Genomic DNA, 22,711 nt, shown 5'->3' with positions numbered 1-22,711 from the left:
TGGGCTGCCTTCACGGATTAATCAATTTTCGCGCATAGGATGCCAGATCGCTGGCGAGCAGGCCACGCTCGCCTTCTTGCTCTGCCGCTCGATCAGCCGCTAACGCATGCACCATCGCGGCTAGCCAGGCGCTGAACTCTACATCACCACGCTGCGCAACCAGCGCTCCCAGCATGCCGCTAAGCACATCGCCCATCCCGCCGCTGGCCATGCCCGGGTTGCCGTAAGGGCACACTACCAAGCCACTGGGGCCAGCGATTAAACTGCCCGCGCCTTTTAGGATTACCACGCCACCCCGGGCGCGTTGCAGTGCCTGGGCTGCGGCAGGCCGATCTGCCTGAATATCGGCCACCTCACAGCCCAGCAGTCGTGCGGCTTCACCAGGGTGCGGGGTCAATATCCAGTTATCGCGACGAACATCCGGCCATTGACGCGCCAACAGGTTAAGCCCATCAGCGTCCACCACTAGCGGCGCATCTGACTGAAGCGCACTCTGAAGCACCGCCTGCCCCCAGGCAGCTTGACCAAGCCCGGGCCCCACCACCACAACGTCAGCGTTATTAGGCAGCTCTGCGGCCTCAGCGCCACCGCGTACGCCATGGGCCATCACTTCCGGGCAACGTACCAAACTGGCAGTGATATGCTCTGGGGCCGTCGCCAAGCTTACTTTACCCGCCCCCAGGCGCGCTGCGGCCTGGCAAGCCAGCAACGCCGCGCCACCGAAACCGGGTGCGCCGCCCATCACCAGCACGTGCCCCATGTCACCTTTGTGGTTAGTGCGCAGGCGTGGCGCAAAGGCATCCGCCAGAAGCGAATCATCCAGACGCCAAGCCGTGGGGGGAATGTCGAAATAGGCCTGGGCTTTGACGCCCAGGGGGCGAAAATCGATCTCGCCGGTATAAGCTGGCGCCTCCCCTGTATGCAACCCCACCTTATCGCCAATAAAGGTGACCGTGCAGGCGGCTTTAACAGCAATACCCAGCACAGCACCGGTGTCTGCAACTAATCCTGAGGGAATATCAATCGCCAGTACCGGCCGATGCGCGGCATTGATCATTTCGATAGCACGCTTGAAGCGTCCCTCTACCTCACCGGTCAAACCGGTACCCAACAGCGCATCGACAATCACTTCGCCGGTAAGCTCAATGCCAGCGTGCCACTCCTCGCAGCCCACCCCCGCAGATGTTGCCAATTCTGCTGCACGGGCCGCATCACCGCTTAGCTCTACGAGGGGTTTCTGCGTAATTCGCTGCACTTTAAGACCGGACTGCATGGCCAGCGCTGCCAACACGTGACCATCGCCACCGTTATTACCACTCCCACACATCACGGTTAAACTACGAACTTGCGGCCAGCGGGAGCGAAAACTGTGCCAGGCACTTGAAGCAGCGCGCTGCATTAGCGCAAAACCATCAATGCCACCAGCAATGGTGCGACGATCTAGTTCCCGCACCTGGGCGGATTTATATAGAGGGCGTAGCATGGAAGTACTCGGGACCGTCACGATCGCTCCTTTCACATGTTTTGATGGCTGCCAATGCGTTAGCATAGCGCGCTTAATGCCTTGCTGTTGATTGACTATGTCGAATTCCACTGCCTTTGCACGTTCTGATGGTGCAATGACTGACCAGAAACTTGCTCGCCTTGCCGACCTGATTAAAACCTGGGGGCGAGAGCTGGGCTTTCAGCAGGTGGGCATCACCGATACCGAGCTGTCGACACATGAAGCCCACCTCGACGGGTGGCTGGAAAAGGGCTACCACGGCGAAATGGGCTTTATGGCCAAGCATGGCACTAAGCGCACTCGCCCTGCGGAACTGGAACCCGGCACCCAACGCATTATCAGCGTACGCATGGATTACCTACCCGCCGAGGCGGAGAGCACCAAGGTGCTCGGCCAACCCAGCCGCGCCTATGTATCGCGCTACGCCTTAGGGCGTGATTATCACAAGCTAATCCGCAAACGGTTAGCCCTATTAGCAAAAAAAATTGAGCAAGAAGTCGGTGACTTTGGTTATCGCGCTTTTGTCGACTCAGCGCCGGTCATGGAGCGCGCCCTGGCCCAAAAAGCGGGGCTAGGCTGGTTTGGCAAAAACGCCATGCTGCTCAACCCTAAAGCGGGCTCGCTGTTCTTTCTTGGCGAGCTTTATACCGACCTGCCGCTCCCCATTGACGCACCGTTTGAGCACGAACACTGTGGTAGCTGCAGCGCTTGCCGCACCGCCTGCCCCACCGGCGCCATCGTTGACGATAAAGTGGTCGACTCGCGCAAGTGCATTTCGTATCTCACCATCGAACTGCACGGCGCGATTCCGGTCGAGTTTCGCCGCGCCATGGGCAACCGTATTTACGGCTGCGATGACTGCCAACTGGTATGTCCCTTCACCCGCTTTACCCATATCACCCAGGAAGATGACTTTGCGCCACGCCATGATTTAGACCGCGCATCGCTTATTAGCCTGTTTGGCTGGGGCGAAGCGGAGTTTCTAGATAAAACCGCCGGCAGCCCCATTCGGCGCATTGGCTACCAACGCTGGCTGCGCAATATCGCCATTGGCCTGGGCAACGCGCCCTGGAGCGAAGCCGTTGAAGCCGCCCTCTGGGCGCGTAGAGCCTACCCAAGCGAACTGGTGCGTGAACATGTCGCCTGGGCACTTGAGGAACAGGGCCTCAAGCGCAGTGAGCGCATTGCCACTGACGCGTCTTAAACGGTTACTCTTCTTCGTCGCTGCTCTGTTCAACGCGTAAAAACGTACTGCGGTAATGAGCAAGCTCAGCAATCGACTCTTTAATATCGTCCATGGCCAGGTGCACATTCTGCTTACTAAAGCCCGCCAACGCGCCGGGATTCCAGCGTTTGGCCACCTCTTTCAATGTCGACACATCGAGATTGCGGTAGTGGAAAAAATTGAGCAGCGCAGGCATCTCACGCTCCAAAAAACGGCGATCCTGGTGGATGCTATTGCCGCACATGGGCGACGAACCCGCCACCGCGTACTGCTGCAGAAATGCCAGGGTTTGCTGCTCAGCTTCAGCGGTTTCCACTTGGCTGGCTTTCACCCGTGCGACTAAGCCTGATTCGCCGTGGGTTTTCTGGTTCCAGTCATCCATCTGCGCCAGCAGGCTGTCGGGCTGCTTCACAGCAATGATTGGCCCCTCCGCCACTACATTCAAATCCGCATCCGTAATGAGTGTGGCTACCTCAATGATGCGCTCTTTATTTGGGTCGAGACCGGTCATCTCGAGATCAATCCAAATCAGCAGATCATCCCGTGGCGCCGTTTTTCCTTCCGTTGCACCCGTCGTTTCGTTGCTCATTACCATTATTCCTTTGCCTAAATGCGTATAACATCGCGCAAGTGTGCCTTAAATCTGCCCGTCAAGCAGCTATACAGGCCTACTTGGCGACTAGATAAATACAATGACACCTTTGCTAGGTACAATGGAGCCTATTGTACCTAGCATCGGGTAGACATGAGCAAACGTAAATTAAGTCGTCAGCAGCAGTGGCGAGTCGATAAAGTCCAGGCGGAACGTGCCCAGCGCGCCGAAAAGCGCGACGTGCAAGACGCTGAAAAACTCGCCGCCGGCGAATACGGTGCCGAACAGCCGGGCCGTGTCGTTGCTCACTTTGGTCGTACCCTAGAGGTGCGCAACAGTGATAATGAACCGGTGCGCTGCCACTTGCGCGCCAATTTGGACGGCCTAGTTACCGGCGACCGAGTGATATGGCGCGCAGGGCAAGAAGGCTCCGGCGTGGTGGTCGCCCGAGAAGAGCGCGATAGCGTGCTTAAACGCCCCGACGCTCGCGGCCTGCTCAAACCGGTGGCCGCCAATATTGATCAGCTGTTGATCGTATTTGCGGTCGAACCCGCACCTCACGCCAACCTTATCGACCGCTATCTGGTTGCCGCCGAAGCCACCGGCATAGCGCCAGTGCTGGTGCTCAATAAAACCGACCTGCTCCCAGAAGATGGTGGCGAGCTAGGCAAACTATTAGAACGCTATCGCGATTTGGGCTACCCCGTCGTGCGCACCACCACCGCTACCGAAACCGGGCTGGATGAGCTGCGCAGTCAGCTTGAAGGGCGCACCTCGGTGTTTGTCGGCCAAAGCGGCGTGGGTAAGTCATCGCTAATCGACCTGCTGCTACCCGATGAAACCCTGCGCATTGGCGCGCTCTCGGAAGACTCCCGCAAAGGTACTCACACCACCACCACGGCACGCCTCTACACCATGAGTCGGGCTGAAGTCGCCGACGGCGATCTGATCGACTCACCGGGTATTCGCGAGTTTGGCCTGGTGCACCTCAACGAGCAGGAAGTCACCGACGGCTTTATTGAGTTTCACGACTATATTGGTCACTGCCGCTTCCGCGACTGCCGCCACCGTAATGAGCCAGGCTGCGCTTTACTCGCAGCGGTTGAGGCAGGCAAGATTCATCCAGCACGCTTTACCAGCTACCGGCGCATACTTGATAGCTTGGATAGCTAGGATTTAAAGGAGTTACTCATGAGCACCGAAAGCCAATCGTCGGAATCCAACCTGCTGCCGCTAATCGTTGAACCCGAACAGCTGCAGGAACATTTGGATGACCCGCAGCTGCTGATTATCGATGTGCCGGTCAACGGCGATAGCTATCGCCAGGGCCATGTGCCTGGGGCTATCTTCCTCGATTTTCGCTATTTGATGCGCGGTGAAGGGCCTGTGCCCAGCGACGTTCCCAGCGTCGAGGCGCTATCAAGATTGTTCAGTGCCCTGGGCTTAACCCGCGATACTCACGTGGTCGCTTACGACGACGAAGGCGGCGGCTGGGCGGCACGGTTACTGTGGACGCTTGATCTTATCGGCCACACTCGCTACTCCTATGTGAACGGCGGCATTCACGCCTGGCGCGATGCGGGCCTTGAAGAGAGCACAGAACCGACCGCCCCAACCCCCAGTGAATACCATGCTGAGTTTCTCAACCCTCAAGCCCTGATTACCTGCGACGAAATCAAAGAAAAGCTTGATGACAGGCAGTTTGCGGTATGGGATGCGCGCTCCAAAGATGAGTACGATGGCGTACGCGGCAACAACAAGCACCTGGGCCATATTCCAGGGGCGGTCAATATGGATTGGCTCCATGCCATGGACCGCAACCGCGCGCTGCGCATACGCGACTACGCGGAGCTCATCACTGAGCTAGGCGCCCTGGGCCTAACACCGGACATGGAAATTGCTACACACTGCCAAAGCCACCACCGCAGCAGCTTTACCTGGCTGGTGGGCAAGGCGCTAGGCTTTAACATGCGCGGCTACGCTGGTTCCTGGGGTGAATGGGGCAACCGCGACGACACACCGATCGAGAAGTGAAAATATTACTGTGACTCTTTCCCAAAAAGCTTTTTCGCTACTCCAGTACCCGCTGCCTCATCACGCGCTCTCACGTCTAACCGGCAAGTTCGCCCAGTGCGACAACCCCTGGGTGAAAGACACCTTGATTAAAGCGTTTATCAAGCGCTTTAACGTCGATATGAGCCAAGCGCTGGAACCAGACCCTACCGCCTACGCTACGTTCAACGACTTCTTCACCCGTGCGCTTAAAGCCGACGCGCGCCCACTAGGCGATGGCATCCTCAGCCCCGCCGATGGCACGCTTTCCCAACATGGTCGTTTACAGGCGGGACAGTTAGTGCAGGCCAAAGGCCACACCTACTCCGCGCAGACCCTACTGGGCGGGGATACGGCACTGGCAGAGGAGTTCTTAGGCGGCAGTTTTGCCACCGTGTATCTCTCCCCACGGGACTACCACCGTGTGCACATGCCGGTAACCGGCACCCTGCGCGAGATGATCTACGTGCCTGGGCGGCTCTTCTCGGTCAACCAAGCTACCGCTAACTACGTGCCGGGCCTGTTCGCTCGCAACGAGCGTTTAGTATGCATTTTTGATACCGAGCACGGCCCCATGGCGATGGTATTGGTTGGCGCGATGATTGTCGCTGCTATCGAGACTGTGTGGTCAGGGCAGGTAACGCCACTGGCGGGGCAACCTCAGCGCATGCAGTTTGGCCAACCAATCACGCTAGAAAAAGGCGCAGAGATGGGACGCTTCAAGCTCGGTTCTACCGTAGTGATGTGCTTTGCCAAACCCGTTAGTTTTGAACAGCGTACCCCTGCGACGATGGTCAGCATGGGAGAGTCGTTAGGTGATATCTAGCAATTAGGCGTTGAGAATGTGAGCACGTCTTCCAGGCGTGCTTTGCCTAATGCCAACTGGATCAAACGATCTATCCCCAGCGCCACACCGGCACCTTCGGGCATGCCGTACTCAAGTGCGGCCAGTAGTCGCTCATCTACATCCACTTCCGGCAAGCCCAAGCGACGGCGTTCAGCGTTATCGTCAGCAAACCGGGTGCGCTGCTCAGCGGCATCAATCAGCTCATCGTAGCCGTTGGCCAACTCAATACCGTTTAAATAAACCTCAAAGCGGGAAGCCACCCACTCACCGTCTGCATCTTGATGGCGTCGCGCCAGTGCCGCTTGGCTTGCCGGATAATCTACCACCACGCTTAGCTCACGCTGGCCTAGCTGCGGCTCTATCACCACGCTCATCAACAGGTCAAGGCAGGTATCCCGGCCTTCAGCGGCTAAGGATTGGGCAGACATTTGTGCCCGTTTAGCGGCTAACGAACGCAGCTTTTCCAGAGGCGTGGTAAACGGATCAACCTCTAAATAGGTATGAAACAGTTCCCGGTAGCGATAATGCACAAGTGGGCCGGGAAAACTGGGCAGCAGTGACATGATGAGCGTCGCGGTCTCATCAATCAGCTGATCCAGCGTAAACTGCGGCCGATACCACTCCAGCATAGTGAACTCGATATTATGACGGCCACCGATTTCACCGTCACGAAAACTCCGTGCGAGCTGAAAAATCGGCCCACTTCCCGCTGCGAGCAAGCGCTTCATGTGGAATTCGGGGGAGGTTTGCAGCCATAGGCGACGCTGACCTTTGTCCGTCCGCGCCAAAGTGTGCAGCGACACCAAGTGCACATCCGTGCTACCCCCCTGCCCCAGCACGGGCGTTTCCACTTCCAGCACGTCGCGCTGGGCGAAAAAAGCGCGCACTTTGGCCATTAACTGCGCCCGTTCACGCAGCGTTTCAAAAGACGCTGAGGGTTGCCAATCAATGGCCATAACGACTCCTTGAAAAAACCACCTTAAACAATAATGGCCACGCACGTAGCGTGGCCATTAAGACATACAGGCACCCAGGAAAGCGATCAAGCGCGGGAGACGTAGTCACCACTGCGCGTATCAATTTTCAGCACTTCACCCTGGTTGATAAACAGCGGCACGCGAACAACAGCACCGGAGGACAGCGTCGCTGGTTTAGAGCCGCCTTGAGCGGTATCGCCCTTCAAACCGGGATCCGTTTCGACAACTTCCAGTTCAATGAAATTCGGTGGCGTGACGGAGATCGCTTTGTCGTTCCAGAGTGTAATGACATAAGGCACCTGCTCCTTAAGCCATTTTTCAGTATCACCCAAGGCTTTCTTCTCCACAGCGTACTGCTCGAAGGAGCCATCGGTCTTCATAAAGTGCCACATATCACCGTCGGTGTAGAGATATTCCATCTCTAAATCCATCACATCGGCACCTTCCAGCGAGTCACCGGATTTGAAAGTCTTCTCACCTACGCGGCCAGTCATCAGATTCCGCAGCTTAACGCGGTTAAACGCCTGCCCCTTACCGGGCTTGACCAGCTCGTTCTCAACGATCGAACAAGGATCGCCGTCGAGCATTACTTTCAGACCGGCCTTGAATTCGTTGGTAGAATAGTTCGCCATAATGTCTCTCAATCATCCATTTCAGTTATTTGTTTCAACAGGTGGTGCGCGAAGCCATACTTTGCCGCCGTCAGCAGGTTTATATACCAGCAGCTATATGCCAGCAGCGTTGCAAATGGCGTCGTTAAATAAGTGCGCGCATGATAACCCGAAGGAGGGCTTTTTTGCAGGAGAACATCATTATTGCCGCGTCTGAAACGCAAAGCCATCGCTGTTCAATGGTGCAACCCACTTGGCAGCAACAGCTTTCCCACGCCATTCGCGACCCGCAAGCCCTATGTGAACGGCTGGGACTAAGCAGCGATTGGTTGGCAGGCGCCCAAGCAGGTCACGACCTGTTTGACGTATGTGTGCCAGAGGCGTATCTCAACAGAATAGCCTATGCCGATATAGACGACCCACTGCTGCGCCAGGTGCTGCCGCTGGGCGAAGAAGCGCTCACGCCGCATGGCTACGTCGTCGATCCTCTCGAAGAAGCCGACCACCGGCCCGCTAAAGGGCTGATTCATAAGTATGCTGGTCGGGTATTACTCATCGCCAGCCCTAACTGTGCCATTAACTGCCGCTACTGCTTTCGCCGTCATTTTCCCTATAGCGACAACTCCCCCTCCAGAACGCAGTGGCAGGAAGCACTCGACTACTTACGAAGCGATACCACTATTCACGAGGCGATTCTCTCCGGCGGCGATCCGCTGGCTGCCAGCGATCGCCAGCTAGCATGGCTGGTGGAACAGCTAGAAAGCATCCCGCATCTTAAACGGCTGCGCATTCATACCCGCCTACCGGTGGTAATTCCCGACCGGGTCGATGACGCCCTGCTTGGTTGGCTAGCGTCGACGCGTTTACAAAAAGTGGTGGTGCTGCATATTAACCACGCCAATGAAGTCGACCAAGCCGTGGTAGATGCCTGTGCGCGCCTCAAACAAACCGGTGCGACACTGCTCAATCAGAGTGTACTGCTGCGCGATGTGAACGACACTGCCGCTACCCTGGCAAACCTTTCCGAACGGCTATTCGAAGCGGGTATTCTGCCTTACTACCTGCACGTACTGGACCCAGTTCAGGGTGCTGCGCACTTTGATGTGCCGGATGAAGAAGCGCGTGAGTTGGTAGCTCAGCTACGCGATCATCTTCCCGGGTTCTTAATGCCACGCCTGGTGCGGGAAATTCCTGGAAGGGGAAGTAAAACGCCGTTGTGAAGGATGTTGAAGAAACCGCGGTGCTGAGACATTTCATACATTCAAATCAAAGCAAAACAAGAGATATGCGCTTTTGCATTGTTTGCCAATCACTAAAAGGTGGGGCTGCGCTTTCTATATTTGATCATGTTGCGGCGCTCAAAATCGTAAAGGCTCGTTTTCTGCTAACTTTAATAGTGCTAACTACTTTTTCGTTAGACTTTCGTTTTACTGCCCCGCAAATCTTCATGGAGGAAATCACGCTATGCCGACACCACGCTCGAATCGACTGGGCGCTATCGTTCTGCTCATAGCGGCGCTTACCGGGCTAGCAGTTGCGCTCTATGCCTATTTCACACCACTGACTGGGGTCACTGGAACCCTCGGTGCACTGGTTGCCATTGTGGCCTGCCTCGCCCTTGCGGTGATGGCGTTACTTCTCTTTAAAGTTAAAGGGCGTGGTGCTTCCATCGTACTGCGGATACTCATTCTGATGGGGCTTGCCGGTACATTTTTCGCCGGGATGCTGCTGCATCAGTGGTGGATAAGTGCAGCCATGGTGATCGGCCTGATCGGCTTGATTGTTGACATGGTTCGCCCATCACAACAAGCCCGTCCTACCCCTACCTGAGGAGCCGCCCATGCCGATTTCGTTACCCACCTCATTTAAATCGATAACCCCAGGCTTAGGCGTAGTTACCACCCTCGCGATGTGCTTTACGCCCTTGCCGTTACTAGCTCAGGATCAACCAAATGAGCAGGAGAATCCCGAGCAAGAAGAAACGCCTAGTCGCGCCCCCATTCCATTGTTGCCTGGCGAACCGACCTGGGACAGTTTTCATGGCCAGCTCAATGCCCAGAAATATAGCCCGCTTGATCAAATCAATGCTGATAACGTCGGCGAGCTGGAAAAGGTATGGGAAGTGCATACCGGCGATGTCGCGGATGGCTCGGGTGATTTACCCGCCACCGTTTGGTCAGCGACCCCGGTGTTTGCTAACAATACCCTTTATATTGGCACCCCCTTCTATCGCATCCTCGCGTTAGACCCGGGTAGTGGCGAAGAGAAGTGGAGTTTTGATACTCAATCCTCCCTGGAAGCGCTGACCCAGCCCGCCTTGAAAAACCGCGGTGTCGCTTATTGGGAAGCCGACGACCCGGTAGCGGGCGAGCCCTGCCAGAAAATTATCTATATGGGCACTATGGATGCCCAGCTATTCGCGGTCGACGCCGATAGTGGCGAGCAGTGCGCCGACTTTGCCGATAACGGTGTGCTCGACGTCAACCAGTGGAATGACACCAATGACAAGTGGCCGTTGTCGCTGCTGCAGCCACCGACAGTCGTCGGTGATCGCTTGATCCTTGGCTGGGCAGGAATGGATTGGGCTTATGAACAAGCTCCTCCCGGCTCCGTGTTTGCCCTCAATGCCCGTACCGGCGAGCTCGAATGGACTTTCCAGGCACTGCCCGATGAGATACGCGAGCAAAGTGGTACTGCCAACGTTTGGACGCATATGTCTGCCGACGAAGAGCTTGGCCTGGTTTACCTGCCGGTCTCTTCTCCCTCGCCAAACTTCTGGGGTGGCAACCGCACTGAAGAAGTGCCTCTGGCAACTTCGACGACTGCCCTAGATATTGAGACCGGTGACGTCGTCTGGTCGCGGCAGTGGGTACATCACGATATCTGGGACTACGATACTGTTGCCGCGCCAACCTTAATGGATATCACCGTGGACGGCGAGGAGATACCTGCGCTGCTCCAAGCAACCAAGATGGGCTTTTTATTCGTCGTGAATCGCGAAACCGGTGAAGATGTCTGGCCGATAGAGGAGCGCCCGGTTCCTGGCGGTGATGGCACGGTCGAGGGTGAGGTATACGCCCCAACCCAACCCTTCCCCACCAAACCGGCGCCGCTGCTTGATCAGGCTGAAAAACCCAATGTCTGGGCACTCGCCGATGCATTGGGCTTTGGTGAGTGCTCGGCGCTCTGGAAAGAGCTCTGGTACGAAGGCCTGTATACCCCACCCACCACTCAAGGTGAAGGCGCGATGGGCTACCCCATTACTGCCGGTGGACCACAGTGGGGCGGCGTGGCGTTTGACCCTGAAAGCCAAACCGCAATAGTAAACACTTCCCATATTGTCCAGTATCTGAAGCTTTATAGTCGCGAGGCTTATGAAGAGGCGGATAGCGGTTCGGGCAATGAAAGCGGCTTTGCGCCCCAAGAAGGCGCACCCTACGGGATACGCCTTGAGATCGCGCAGAACTGGCTCGGTATGCCTTGTTGGGAGCCACCTTTCGGTGAGCTCGTCGCCCTCGACATGACCAACGGCGATGTCAAATGGCGTCGTCCGGTGGGGGCATCGCAGCAACATGGCTTCTTTATGCCCGAAAGCTGGGGCTCACCCACCATCGGTGGCCCGGCAGTCACGGCTGGCGGCATTATTTTCATCGGTGCGTCGATGGATGCCAAAGTACGCGCCTATTCGATCGAAACAGGTGAGCAGCTTTGGTCAGATCAGGTCGAGGCTCCCTCCGTCTCTAACCCTGCTGTGTACGAGTACAACGGTCGACAATATGTTGCCTTTATTGCAGGCGGCAATACCATTCTGAAAGATCAGGTAGGTGATCAGCTCGCGGTTTATGCCCTGCCGGAATAACTTTCGCGATTGATCAATGCAAATCAAAAGGGGCGGCTTCTAAAGCCGCCCCTTTAACGTTTCCAGCCACTAAACATAACAGCTTCAGTTAATATCACTGGTCTGCGACTTGGTACGCTTGGCTAACTGGTTATTTGTCGCCCTAAAACATACCCGTATTAATGGCACCAAAAGCCACAAAAGTGGCGTGAGTAACCAGCAATAGATAAAGCGAGCAATGAACAGGATCGGCAGTAGGACGATCAGCCAGATAAGAAACTGGCCAAGCCATACCGGCCAGCCAAGCCAGGTCGAGAGATTGGCACCGATTGCGCTCACTAAGCTTGGGTGGCGAACCACCACATAAGCGGTGCCCGCTACGGCGGCGACCTTGGCCATACGCGGTAACGTAGCAAAGCGCCCGCTAGTAGCTAGCAACCCTTGGCGCAGCCCGGCCCTAGCGCCCTGGGCTTCCACGCTGCCCACTCGGGCAGCACGCGCGGCCCGGCCTGCCCGTAGCACCTTAACGGTGCTAGCCATTACCAGCAGATCTACCCCAGCCCAGCCTAAGTCGGCTGCGCCAATGTCGTCGCCCCGCCGCCACTGGCTTTCCAAATCGCGTAGCCCGCTGGTGAAGAAATCGCCTAGGCCCGCAACCAGACGCTCACCCTGTAGCCACTCCACTTCGCCTTGTTCGCTGACCACAAACTGGTTAAGCAGCGCATGGCCGTTGGCATCCAACAGCGCAATGCCCATCTGCCCGCGACGATAAGGAGTGAACGCTGAATCTGACTCACCCTCTTCATCGCTCCACCAACGGCTAACCTGCTGATAGCGCTCGCCGACCCAGTGTTGCGCCCTTAGCGTGGCCACATCGTGGCTACGAAAGTAGCTAATGGGCAGTATGGCGTCGGCACCATAGCGCACCAATACTCGCTGAAAATCGGACAGTAAGCCGTACTCCACTAATACATCGCGGGCCCTATCACCGTGGCGCAAAATCGCCAAAGAGGCGCTCATCCATAGCGCCTGATCGTCAGCATAGCTTAGAAACAGCGCATTCAGCTCCGGCGTCTCCTGCTGAAGCGACGCTTCCAAAGAGGGCAGCGCCTGCTGCACTTCCAATCGCACCAGTTTGGACTCAAACGGTTCATGAGAGGCCAAAGTCGATGCTAGCCCGGCGATCACTATCGCGGTTACTACAATTATCTGCCAGGGCCGCATCGCCATTCACCTCACTCAATTGGTAACCGCAGGATTACCCTAACGTCGCCGCCGTCACGTTGGCCGCCGCAGGCTGGGTCGAATGGTGGCGATTGATGGCACTAAGAACGCCTTTCATGGAGGCGCTGGTGATGCTCTCGTCCGTACCCACGCCGAACACCGCTTTACCGTCGATACGCACTTCCACGTAGGCAATGGCTTCCGCGTCAGCGCCCTGACCGCGTGAGTGCTCGTGGTAATCGATAATCTCTACATCGTGCCCTGCTGCGGCCAGTGCGTTAATAAAAGCGGCTAATGGGCCGTTGCCCTCGCCTTTTAGCGTTTGCCGTGTGCCGTTCTCTTCGACGACGGCTTCCAACGTTACTTTGGGGCTATCCGGCTCTGAGGATAGGCGATGACTCACCAAACCAAAGAGCGCACGCTGCTCTAAATACTCATCCGCGAATGCCTGGTAAATCATCTGCGAGGTGATCTCGCGCCCGGTGCGTTCCGCGACCTCCTGCACCACCTGGCTAAATTCAATCGATAGCCGACGCGGTAGCTCAATGCCGTGCTCCTGCTCAAGAAGATAAGAGACGCCGCCTTTACCCGACTGGCTATTAACACGAATCACCGCTTCGTAGCTGCGGCCCACGTCCAGCGGATCGATAGGTAGATAGGGCACATCCCATACGGCATCCGGATTAGCGCGGCGATCCGCCATGCCTTTTTTGATCGCATCCTGGTGGGAGCCGGAGAACGCGGTAAATACCAAATCGCCCACGTAGGGGTGGCGCGGATGCACCGGCAGTTGGTTGCAGTACTCCACCTCGCGCATGATCGGGGTGATATTAGAGAAATCGAGCTGCGGGTGAACGCCCTGGGTGTACATATTCATCGCCAAGGTGACAATATCGACATTACCAGTACGCTCGCCGTTGCCAAACAGCGTGCCCTCCACGCGGTCAGCCCCGGCCATTAGCGTCAGTTCGGCTGCCGCTACGCCGGTACCTCGGTCGTTGTGGGGGTGAACGCTGACAATCAGGTGGTCGCGATTGATAACGTGTCGGCAGAACCACTCGATTTGGTCGGCGTAGTTGTTAGGTGTGGCGACTTCTACCGTGGCCGGCAGGTTAACGATCATGCGCTTGTCTGCGCTGGCACCGTAAGCGTCCATGACAGCTTCGACGATCTCAACAGCGAAATCCATCTCGGTGGTAGTGAAGAGCTCCGGCGAGTACTGAAACGTCCAGTTGGTTTCCGGTACGGCGTCCATCTGCGCGCGGATCTGCTGGGTTGCTTCGACGGCGATTTGCACGCACTCAGTTTTATCGACGTTGAACACCACCCGGCGAAACATGGGATCGGTGGCGTTATAGACGTGGACGATGGCGTTTTTGGCACCCTGCAGCGCTTCGAAAGTGCGTTCAATCAAGTGTGGCCGTGCCTGAGTCAGCACTTGAATGGTTACATCGCCAGGAATTTTATCCTGCTCAATCAGCGAGCGCACGAAATCGAAGTCAGTTTGGGAGGCTGACGGAAAGCCCACCTCTATCTGTTTAAAGCCAACACTTAGCAGCATGTCGAATAAGCGCTGCTTGCGTTCCTGATCCATCGGGTCAATCAGCGACTGGTTGCCATCGCGCAAGTCAACGCTGCACCAAATAGGCGCCGTTTCGATACGCTTGCTCGGCCACTGGCGGTCGGGCAGATCAACGGCTACAAAGGGGCGGTACTTTTTGGCAGGATCAGTCAACATCATGGCGGCTCTCCTAAAATCAGTCAGTTGTGGGCTTGTCGCTGTGCTTACCGCCCGCGTCATTCTGGTGTGTTGGGGCTGGCGAGTTTGTTTGAGAGAGAGCTGACTCCATGCGGTCAAGCTGCGCTTTCAGCCCGCGAACATCATTGCGCAGCGACTGCAGCTCTGCTTCTTCGCCTTCGCCATTGTCCAGCGCCATTTGCGCGCTCTCTTTCTGCATCACGTCCAGCACGATACCAATCATCATATTGAGAAAGATAAAGGCGTTCAAAAAGATAAAAGTTAAGAAATAGATCCACGCGTAGGGATAGACGTCCATGGCGGGATAGAGCACGGCGGTGGCCCAGCTCTCAAAGGTCGCCACCTGAAATAGCGTTAGCATCGCCAGAGAAATATTGCCCCACAGGTCCTCGTCTACATTGTGAAACAGAAAGCTGCCAATGGCGGCGTAGATATAGAAGATGATAAACATTAACAGTACCACATAGCCCATACGTGGCACCGACTTCACCAGAGCGCTAAGCAGCATCTGCAATTCAGGTATCATCGACACCAGGCGCAATACCCGGAAAATGCGCAGCAGCCTGGCCAGCAGCACCATTTCCGAGTCATCCATGGGTATGAGACTGGCGGTCACAATCAGAAAGTCAAAAACGTTCCAGCCCTTTTTGAAGAAGTCGAGCAGGCTGCGCTCTGCGGCCATTCTGATTAAAATTTCAATCAGGAAAAAAATCGTTACCGCGATATCGAGATAAAGCAGCCACTGCTCAACCTGAGTGGTTTCGTCGTAGGTCTTTGCCCCGATTACCAGGGCGGAAATGACGATAATGGCGATCACCATCGCTTCAAAAAACTTGTTCGAACGCAGTTTTTCAAAACGGGCCTGCCAGGTAGTAAAGGACTCACTCATGGAACAAAAAATCTCTTAACGGTTGACCGGCACACTTTATACTAAAATTACACGCCTGCTACACAAGTGATATCCTGTTGTTTCACTTGATGTATCCTGCGCCACCAGAACGCCGTTCAAGCGCCCTGCTGGTACTCTTTTGACATTTTTTACTTTAGCCGCTGGATGACCCCCATGACACTGCTTTGGATAGCCTTATTGCCTCTGCTAGGCGTACTGGTGCCGGCACTCACCGCACAGCGTGGTCGCGGTTTCTGTTCCCTTGCGACGGCTGTACTGCCCGCCACCGCCTTAGTAATGACGCTACTCAACGTGCCAGCTCTACTAGATGGCGAGCAGCTGCGTTTTTCGGCCACCTGGATGCCGGAGTTGGCGCTGAATCTGGCGTTCCGCCTGGATGGGCTATCGCTGCTGTTCAACCTATTGATACTCGGCATCGGCCTGCTGATTATTCTTTATGCTCACTACTATTTAGCCAAAGACGAACCCTATGGCCGATTCTACGCCTTCCTGATGCTTTTTATGGCGTCAATGGTAGGTATTTCAATGTCGGACAACCTAATTCTGCTCTGGCTGTTCTGGGAGTTAACCAGCCTCTCTTCGTTTTTGCTGATCGGTTACTGGTCGCACCAATCGGATGCCCGTAAAGGCGCGCGCATGGCGCTCACTGTCACCGGTGCGGGCGGCCTTGCTCTATTGGCGGGCTTACTGCTGCTGGGCGATATGGCGGGCAGCTTCAATATGGGCGATGTGCTGGCTAGCGGCGACGTGATTCTGGCGGATTCCCGTTACCCGCTTATGCTGGGGTTGGTACTGCTGGGGGCGTTTACTAAATCGGCGCAGTTCCCATTCCATTTTTGGTTGCCCCACGCCATGGCAGCGCCCACGCCGGTGTCGGCGTACCTGCACTCGGCTACCATGGTTAAAGCGGGTATTTTCCTGATGGCGCGTCTACACCCCGCCATCGCGGGTAGCGAGCTGTGGAGCGTAGTGGTCTCCCTGGTCGGCATCGTGACGATGCTTTATGGCGCTTGGTTTGCGCTTATGAAGACCGACCTGAAGGGTATTTTGGCATTCTCCACCGTTAGTCATTTAGGCTTGATCACTGTGCTGTTGGGCATCGGCAGCCCCATGGCGATCTTGGCCGCGCTCTTTCACATACTTAATCACGCCACCTTTAAAGCTGCGCTATTTATGAGCGCAGGAATCATAGACCACGAGACCGGTACTCGGGAGTTGAAACAGTTGGGCGGACTGAAAAAAGCCATGCCTGTGACGGCGCTACTGACTACCCTGGCTGCCGCGGCGATGGCAGGCGTACCGCTATTTAATGGCTTCTTATCCAAAGAGATGTTCTTCACCGAGGCACTAGCGACGCCCGTTTTAGGTGGCCTAAGCTGGTTATTACCCGCATTAGCGGCGCTTGGCGGTATTCTTTCCGTGGCCTATTCACTGCGTTTAGTACACGCCATTTTCTTTAAACCGGCTCGAGAAGCACCACCGAAATCGCCCCATGAGCCGCCACACCTTATGCGTTTGCCAGTAGAAATATTGGTAGCCCTGTGTGTGATAGTGGGACTATTCCCGGCCTTTATGGCAACGGGCTTACTTGAACTCGCCAGCCAAGCGGTGATCGGTAGACCGCTCGATTTCCACTTGGCTATCTGGCACGGCGTAAATCTGCCGCTCATTATGAGTTTGCTCGCCTTCGTGGTCGGCATTGCACTCTATTGGCGACATGCCGAGGTGCGTCGATTTACCCAGCAGTTTGCCGGGGTGGATGCTCGGCGCGTGTTTGAGCGTATTCTTGTTTCCATGGGCTATCGCGCCGAGCGACTTATCGCCGCGCTGGAGGGCAATTCGCTACAGCGCTATGTGGGCTGGCTCTGGTTAGGCGCATTAGTCATGGGTGGGGTCGGTCTGGTTCAGATCACCGACTTAACGGGCGCTGCTGGCAATCAAGAGCTGGATGGTATTCTCATACTCGGGGCGGGGATGCTGATGTTTGGCGGCGTGGCCACTGCTGCCACTCACCGCTACCGGCTGATTTCTTTGCTGATGCTTTCGGTAGTCGGACTATTTGTGGCGCTCACCTTTGCCCGCTTCTCAGCGCCCGATTTAGCCCTGACACAGCTTTCGGTGGAAGTGGTGACCATGATTCTGCTGATGCTGGCGCTATTTTTCTTACCCCAAAAAACGCCTCGCGAATCCAGCCCGCTGCGTAACATCCGCGATATGCTGCTAGCTGGCACCCTGGGTTTGGTGATCGCCAGCCTTAACTACGCGGTCATGACCCGCGAGACGCTGTCGATTTCCAGCTTCTTTGTGGAGAACAGCAAGCCCGGGGGTGGCGGCTACAATGTGGTTAACGTGATTCTGGTCGACTTTCGCGGCTTCGACACCTTGGGTGAAATCACCGTACTCGCCATTGCAGGCCTCGCGATCTTTAAGCTGCTGAACCGCTTACGTCTGTTTATGCCCCACAGTGACGGTGAAGGCCGGGTATGGTCACCTGACCGCTATCCAGCCGTACTCACATCAATTTCAATGACACTGCTGCCGCTGGCGCTATTAGTCTCAGCATTTATCTTCCTGCGCGGCCACAACCAGCCAGGGGGTGGCTTTATTGCGGGGTTGATTACCGCAGTCGCGCTGATCCTGCTGTATATGGCAAGGGGTGTAGAGTGGGCGCAAGAGCGTTTGGACTTCCCTTTCCAACCTGTAGCCGTTATTGGGGTGGCGATAGCCACGCTAACCGGGCTGGGCAGCTGGCTGTTTGGTCATCCGTTCTTAACTTCCGCATTCGGTTATTTCAGCCTACCGCTCATCGGTACCTTTGAACTGGCCACCGCGCTGCTCTTTGACCTCGGTGTGTACTTAGCTGTGGTGGGCGCAACACTGATGATTCTTGCCAACCTGGGTAAGGTCACCACCGTCCATCGCCCGGTCACTGAAGCCTCGGAAAAAGATGCCGACGCCAGCGCTGCAACGCCCTCTGCCAAGGAGCCTCGCTAATGGAACTGCTATACGCGATGACCACCGGTGTATTGACTGCCTGTGGCATCTACTTGACGTTGCGAGGCCGCACCTTTCCCGTGGTGGTGGGCCTTACGCTGCTCTCTTACGCAGTGAATCTGTTCCTGTTTTCGATGGGTGGCCTGACCACTGACGGTGCTGCCATTGTGTCTGAGGGTACGAGTTATGCCGACCCGCTGCCCCAGGCGTTAGTGCTCACGGCCATAGTGATCGGCTTTGCCATGACGGCGTTTGTGGTGATCCTGGCTATGCGGGCGCGCAGTGAAGCGGGGAACGACCACGTCGACGGTAAGAAGGAAGACCGAGAATGATGCAGCATTTGATTGTTTTACCTGTCGTTCTACCGCTAGTTGCGGGCATCTTGCTGCTCTATCAGCGCCAAGGATTGGTGCGCTATAAGCGGAGTGTCAGCGTTACTGCCACGGTGCTACTGCTGCTGGTCGCGATTGGCTTGTTACGCCAAGCCGCCAGCGGTGAGATCACCTACTACGCCCTAGGCGATTGGCAAGCCCCGTTCGGCATCGTGTTAGTGCTGGATCGCCTCTCGGCGCTAATGCTGCTAATTACCGCCGTGTTGGCCGTTGGCGCAGTGGTGTTTGCCTGCGCCGGTGACGATGAGAAAGGCAGCAACTTCCACGGCCTTTTTCAGTGGCAACTGCTGGGCATTAACGGCGCATTTTTAACCGGTGACTTATTTAACCTGTTCGTTTTCTTTGAAGTGCTGCTGCTAGCTTCTTACGCCCTGCTACTTCACGGCGGCGGTAAAGCGCGCATTCAGGCCAGCGTCCACTATGTGGTGCTCAATCTGGCGGGCTCCTCGCTGTTTCTGATTGCGGTGGGGATTCTGTATGGCGCTACAGGCACGCTCAATATGGCCGATATGGCGATTCGGGTAGCCGAACTACCCGCAGAGCGTGACGGCTTAGTGAGCGCTGGGGCACTCATGCTGCTGGTGGTGTTTGGGTTAAAAGCCGCCATTCTGCCGCTCTACTTCTGGCTACCCAAAGCTTACGCCTCAGCCCCCGCGCCTGTAGCGGCGCTGTTTGCCATCATGACCAAAGTGGGTATCTACGCCATTCTGCGCGTCTACTCGCTTATTTTTGGCGACAGCGCTGGCGGTTTGGAAGCGCTGGAACAGCCTTGGGTTTGGTGGCTATCGCTCGCTACCCTGGCTGCCGCAGGCGTTGGGGTAATGGCCGCACGGGACTTAAGACTGCTGGTTGCTTATTTGGTGTTGGTGTCAGTGGGCACGCTGCTGGCGGGTATCGGTATGCGCTCGCCCCAGGCGGTCTCTGCGCTACTCTATTACCTGATCCACACGACGTTGATTACCGGTGGTCTGTTCTTGCTAGCGGAAATGATTGGCCTCCAGCGCGGCAAAGCGGGTACTCGCATAGTCAAGGGCCGCCCTATGGTGCAGGGCGCATCACTTGCCATGCTGTTTTTTGTCGGCGCTATCGCCGTCGCAGGCGTCCCACCGTTCTCCGGCGCTTTCGGCAAAGCGTTGATGCTCAATGCCGCCGAAGGTACCCAGCGACTATGGCTATGGCCATTGCTGCTGCTAACCAGTTTAGCCTCGCTGATCGCCCTTTCCCGGGCAGGCTCTACGCTGTTTTGGCGTAGCCAACGGGGCACCAGCAGTGGTACGCCACTCTCCCGTTACCAATGGTTTGGGGTTATTTGGCTACTGAGTGCAGCCCCTCTGTTAGTCGCCCTGGCCGGGCCAGTTAGCAGCTACACTCAAGCCACAGCTGAGCAATTAGCCAACCCTCAGGTGCTGATTCGCACGCTACTACCCAATGCTGCTGGAGATGCCCCATGATCGCCCCGCGTTCCTGGCTACCCACGCCTGTTTTGTCCCTTTTATTGCTCATCGTTTGGCTGCTGCTGGTACGCAGTTACGCCTTTGGCCAATTCGTGTTGGGCGGCTCCTTAGCCATTTTGATCCCTCTGCTGACCCACCGCTTTTGGGATGCGCGACCACTTATAAGCAAACCTTTCGCGCTGTTACGGTTTATTTTCCGGGTGCTGGGCGACATTATCACCGCCAACTTTGAAGTGGCTTACTTGATCGCCAATCCATGGCGCAAGCTTAAGCCTCACTTTATTGAATACCCGCTCATGCTCGAAGAGCGCTTCACCATCACGTTGCTGGCCAGCACGATCAGCCTGACACCGGGCACCGTATCGGCCAATCTGCGTATGGATGGTAAGTCGCTGTTGATTCACGCCTTAAACGTGGACGATGAGGAGGCGCTGATTAACCAGATTCGTGAGCGCTACGAACGCCCGCTCAAGGAGATTTACGAATGCTGAGCATTGCGCTTTATATCACTTTAGCCCTGGTGGTGATGGCACTGTTGATGAATCTCTACCGGCTTACCATCGGTCCCAGCCTGCCCGATCGGGTACTCGCCCTGGACACGATGTACGTCAACTCGATTGCGCTGATTGTGTTGTTGGGGCTGTGGCTGAACAGCAAAACCTATTTCGAGTCGGCGCTGCTGATCGCGATGCTAGGTTTCATCAGCACCGTCGCGGTATGCAAATATATTCTGCGTGGAGACATCATCGAATGATTAACATGAGCTATCGAATGATGAATATGAGTCAGGGGGAGCTATGTCAGTAATCATTGAAGCGCTTATTTCACTGCTGCTGATCGCTGGCGGGATCTTTGTGTTTATTGGCTCACTGGGAATGGCCCACCTGCGCGATTTCTATATGCGCCTGCATGGCCCTACTAAGGCCACTACCTTGGGTATCGGCTGCATGCTTATCGCTTCGATGCTGTATTTCTGGAGCGTTGACGGTAAACCGGATGCTCAAGAACTGCTGATTACGCTCTTCCTGTTTATTACCGCTCCGGTGAGCGCGCATCTGCTAGCCAAATCGGGCCTGCACCTGCGCTTAAAGCACGCCGATAAAACCCTGGGTAAACCGGTGGAGCTGAGATCTGAAGAAGTAGGCGATAAGCCTGTTCCGCACCCGGATAAAGGCCATGGCTGAAGGCGAAGCAACCTCGCTTTTGTCATTGCGAGCGAAGCGCGTCAATCCCGCATCTGTCATTGCGAGCGAAGCGCGGCAATCCTGCATCTGTCATTGCGAGCGAAGCGCGGCAATCTTGTGTTGAACTGCGTCTCCGCAGGTTGAGATTGCCGCGTCGCAAGCTCCTCGCAACGACACTTTTCGCGACTGTGCCACAGCAGGTTTTACGGGGTTAAATCCCGCTGGTGATAGCCCAGCAGATAGAGCACGCCATCAAGGCCCGAAGTGGAAATCGCCTGGCGCGCCTGAGCACGTACCAGAGGCTTGGCCCGAAAAGCGATTCCCATGCCCGCCTTGGCGAGCATTTTTAGATCGTTAGCACCGTCGCCTACCGCAATCGTTTGTTCCGAGGTAAACCCTTCTCGTAATGCAATGGACTCTAATAGTTCGGCTTTGCGCTCGGCATCGACGATCGGTTCACTTACTTCGCCGGTCACCTTGCCATTTTCGATGACCAGTTCATTGGCATGGATCTCGTCAAAGCCAAGCTTCTCCTGCAAGTGGCGAGCAAAGTAGGTGAAGCCGCCGGAGAGGATAGCGGTACGAAATCCTAGCCTTTTCAGGTTAACCATCAAGCGCTCTACGCCTTCCATCAGTGGCAGCTCTTCCGCGATCTCTGCCAGTACGGACTCATCCAAACCGGCCAGTTTGCTCATGCGCTCACGAAAGCTCGCCTTGAAATCCAACTCGCCGCGCATGGCACGTTCAGTGACTTCTGCGACTTCATCACCCACGCCATGGCGGCGGGCCAGTTCGTCAATCACTTCAGCTTTGATCAGCGTTGAGTCCATATCGAAACACACCAAACGAGGCTGAACATGATCACGGGTATCCACTTGGATAACAATATCGGCACTCAGCGTTTCGCTCAGTACCAGTGCGGCATTGCGGACAGCTGCAATATCCACCTCACCTACCAGACGATGCTCAATACAGTCGATGTACTTGCTCTGCTGTAACGAGTTTTGCTGTAACGAGACGTCGGCAAGTCGCTGGGTGGTTCTTTTCTGCAGGCCAAATTGCACGATCAGTGCGTCTACCTGGGATTGGATATCCGCGGATAAACGCGCCGCTAATACGGTTAGGATCAAATCACCGCGTGCCATTAC

Annotated in this window: 21 protein-coding genes; 13 read left to right on the top strand and 8 right to left on the bottom strand. The window is 55.9% G+C overall.

Annotated elements, in window-relative coordinates; genetic code table 11:
- Positions 1-10 precede the first annotated feature (10 nt).
- Positions 11-1,483, bottom strand: a complete 1,473-nt coding sequence (locus tag QHL1GM_RS00805) for a bifunctional ADP-dependent NAD(P)H-hydrate dehydratase/NAD(P)H-hydrate epimerase (RefSeq protein ID WP_071692776.1) — start codon at positions 1,481-1,483, stop codon at positions 11-13.
- 136 nt (positions 1,484-1,619) lie between these two features.
- Between QHL1GM_RS00805 and queG the strand changes: the two genes are divergently transcribed.
- Positions 1,620-2,708, top strand: a complete 1,089-nt coding sequence (gene queG / locus QHL1GM_RS00800; protein WP_071692775.1) for a tRNA epoxyqueuosine(34) reductase QueG — start codon at positions 1,620-1,622, stop codon at positions 2,706-2,708.
- 4 nt (positions 2,709-2,712) lie between these two features.
- Here queG and orn read toward each other — a convergent pair whose 3' ends face one another.
- A complete protein-coding gene (gene orn / locus QHL1GM_RS00795; RefSeq protein ID WP_071692774.1) occupies positions 2,713-3,318 on the bottom strand; it encodes an oligoribonuclease in 606 nt (201 codons plus the stop codon).
- 156 nt (positions 3,319-3,474) lie between these two features.
- Here orn and rsgA point away from each other — a divergent pair, with 156 nt between their 5' ends.
- The 3 genes from rsgA to asd are packed head-to-tail and all read left to right on the top strand — an operon-like array spanning position 3,475 to position 6,199.
- Positions 3,475-4,494 (top strand): small ribosomal subunit biogenesis GTPase RsgA, encoded by a 1,020-nt coding sequence (gene rsgA, locus QHL1GM_RS00790; RefSeq protein WP_071692773.1) that lies wholly within the window; start codon positions 3,475-3,477, stop codon positions 4,492-4,494.
- Between the two features lie 18 nt (positions 4,495-4,512).
- A complete protein-coding gene (locus QHL1GM_RS00785) occupies positions 4,513-5,355 on the top strand; it encodes a sulfurtransferase (protein ID WP_071692772.1) in 843 nt (280 codons plus the stop codon).
- Positions 5,356-5,365: 10 nt separating this feature from the next.
- Positions 5,366-6,199: an archaetidylserine decarboxylase gene (gene asd, locus QHL1GM_RS00780; RefSeq protein ID WP_071692771.1), complete on the top strand. Its 834-nt coding sequence runs from the start codon at positions 5,366-5,368 to the stop codon at positions 6,197-6,199.
- Here the strand turns inward: asd and epmA are convergent.
- Positions 6,196-7,176 carry an EF-P lysine aminoacylase EpmA gene (epmA, locus tag QHL1GM_RS00775; RefSeq protein ID WP_071692770.1) on the bottom strand — a complete coding sequence of 327 codons (981 nt, stop codon included), beginning with the start codon at positions 7,174-7,176 and terminating at the stop codon, positions 6,196-6,198. The two genes, asd and epmA, sit on opposite strands and share 4 nt — an antisense overlap.
- 86 nt (positions 7,177-7,262) lie before the next feature.
- Positions 7,263-7,829 (bottom strand): elongation factor P, encoded by a 567-nt coding sequence (gene efp / locus QHL1GM_RS00770; protein WP_071692769.1) that lies wholly within the window; start codon positions 7,827-7,829, stop codon positions 7,263-7,265.
- 164 nt (positions 7,830-7,993) lie between these two features.
- Between efp and epmB the strand changes: the two genes are divergently transcribed.
- The 3 genes from epmB to QHL1GM_RS00755 all read left to right on the top strand — a co-directional run bounded on the left by epmB (position 7,994) and on the right by QHL1GM_RS00755 (position 11,667).
- Positions 7,994-9,028, top strand: a complete 1,035-nt coding sequence (gene epmB / locus QHL1GM_RS00765; RefSeq protein WP_071692768.1) for an EF-P beta-lysylation protein EpmB — start codon at positions 7,994-7,996, stop codon at positions 9,026-9,028.
- A 244-nt stretch (positions 9,029-9,272) separates the two neighbouring features.
- Positions 9,273-9,638, top strand: coding sequence for a hypothetical protein (locus tag QHL1GM_RS00760; protein ID WP_071692767.1), 366 nt, complete (start codon positions 9,273-9,275; stop codon positions 9,636-9,638).
- Positions 9,639-9,648: 10 nt separating this feature from the next.
- Positions 9,649-11,667 (top strand): pyrroloquinoline quinone-dependent dehydrogenase, encoded by a 2,019-nt coding sequence (locus QHL1GM_RS00755; RefSeq protein WP_071692766.1) that lies wholly within the window; start codon positions 9,649-9,651, stop codon positions 11,665-11,667.
- An 84-nt stretch (positions 11,668-11,751) separates the two neighbouring features.
- Here the strand turns inward: QHL1GM_RS00755 and QHL1GM_RS00750 are convergent, their stop codons facing one another.
- The 3 genes from QHL1GM_RS00750 to QHL1GM_RS00740 form a co-directional block, all read right to left on the bottom strand.
- Positions 11,752-12,810, bottom strand: a complete 1,059-nt coding sequence (locus tag QHL1GM_RS00750) for a hypothetical protein (RefSeq protein WP_254795232.1) — start codon at positions 12,808-12,810, stop codon at positions 11,752-11,754.
- A gap of 94 nt (positions 12,811-12,904) precedes the next feature.
- Complete coding sequence (gene leuA / locus QHL1GM_RS00745) at positions 12,905-14,611, bottom strand: 2-isopropylmalate synthase (protein ID WP_083570938.1); 1,707 nt, start codon at positions 14,609-14,611, stop codon at positions 12,905-12,907.
- Positions 14,612-14,627: 16 nt separating this feature from the next.
- Entirely contained in the window at positions 14,628-15,518 is an 891-nt protein-coding gene (locus tag QHL1GM_RS00740) for an ion transporter (protein ID WP_071692764.1), read from the bottom strand.
- 174 nt (positions 15,519-15,692) lie between these two features.
- Between QHL1GM_RS00740 and QHL1GM_RS00735 the strand changes: the two genes are divergently transcribed.
- From QHL1GM_RS00735 to QHL1GM_RS00710, 6 genes are read left to right on the top strand one after another with little or no spacing between them, the layout of a single operon-like run.
- Entirely contained in the window at positions 15,693-18,533 is a 2,841-nt protein-coding gene (locus QHL1GM_RS00735; RefSeq protein ID WP_071692763.1) for a monovalent cation/H+ antiporter subunit A, read from the top strand.
- A complete protein-coding gene (locus tag QHL1GM_RS00730) occupies positions 18,533-18,865 on the top strand; it encodes a Na+/H+ antiporter subunit C (protein WP_071692762.1) in 333 nt (110 codons plus the stop codon). The genes QHL1GM_RS00735 and QHL1GM_RS00730 overlap by 1 nt, the downstream gene beginning before the upstream one ends.
- The gene (locus QHL1GM_RS00725; protein ID WP_071692761.1) at positions 18,862-20,376 is read left to right on the top strand and encodes a monovalent cation/H+ antiporter subunit D; all 1,515 of its coding nucleotides are present in this window, start codon (positions 18,862-18,864) and stop codon (positions 20,374-20,376) included. The genes QHL1GM_RS00730 and QHL1GM_RS00725 overlap by 4 nt, the downstream gene beginning before the upstream one ends.
- The gene (locus tag QHL1GM_RS00720) at positions 20,373-20,870 is read left to right on the top strand and encodes a Na+/H+ antiporter subunit E (RefSeq protein WP_071692760.1); all 498 of its coding nucleotides are present in this window, start codon (positions 20,373-20,375) and stop codon (positions 20,868-20,870) included. Before QHL1GM_RS00725 ends, QHL1GM_RS00720 begins: the two co-directional genes overlap by 4 nt.
- Positions 20,864-21,133, top strand: coding sequence for a K+/H+ antiporter subunit F (locus tag QHL1GM_RS00715; RefSeq protein WP_008958594.1), 270 nt, complete (start codon positions 20,864-20,866; stop codon positions 21,131-21,133). The genes QHL1GM_RS00720 and QHL1GM_RS00715 overlap by 7 nt, the downstream gene beginning before the upstream one ends.
- A gap of 43 nt (positions 21,134-21,176) precedes the next feature.
- Positions 21,177-21,563 carry a Na+/H+ antiporter subunit G gene (locus QHL1GM_RS00710; RefSeq protein WP_071692759.1) on the top strand — a complete coding sequence of 129 codons (387 nt, stop codon included), beginning with the start codon at positions 21,177-21,179 and terminating at the stop codon, positions 21,561-21,563.
- 203 nt (positions 21,564-21,766) lie between these two features.
- Here QHL1GM_RS00710 and serB read toward each other — a convergent pair whose 3' ends face one another.
- Positions 21,767-22,708, bottom strand: coding sequence for a phosphoserine phosphatase SerB (gene serB / locus QHL1GM_RS00705; protein WP_071692758.1), 942 nt, complete (start codon positions 22,706-22,708; stop codon positions 21,767-21,769).
- Between the last annotated feature and the right edge of the window lie 3 nt (positions 22,709-22,711).

It is taken from the genome of Halomonas sp. QHL1 (genome assembly GCF_001882345.1).
Classification (GTDB): Bacteria; Pseudomonadota; Gammaproteobacteria; order Pseudomonadales; family Halomonadaceae; genus Vreelandella.
The sequence above is the reverse complement of the archived record's forward strand: the minus strand, read 5'-3'. Positions and strand labels throughout refer to the sequence as shown.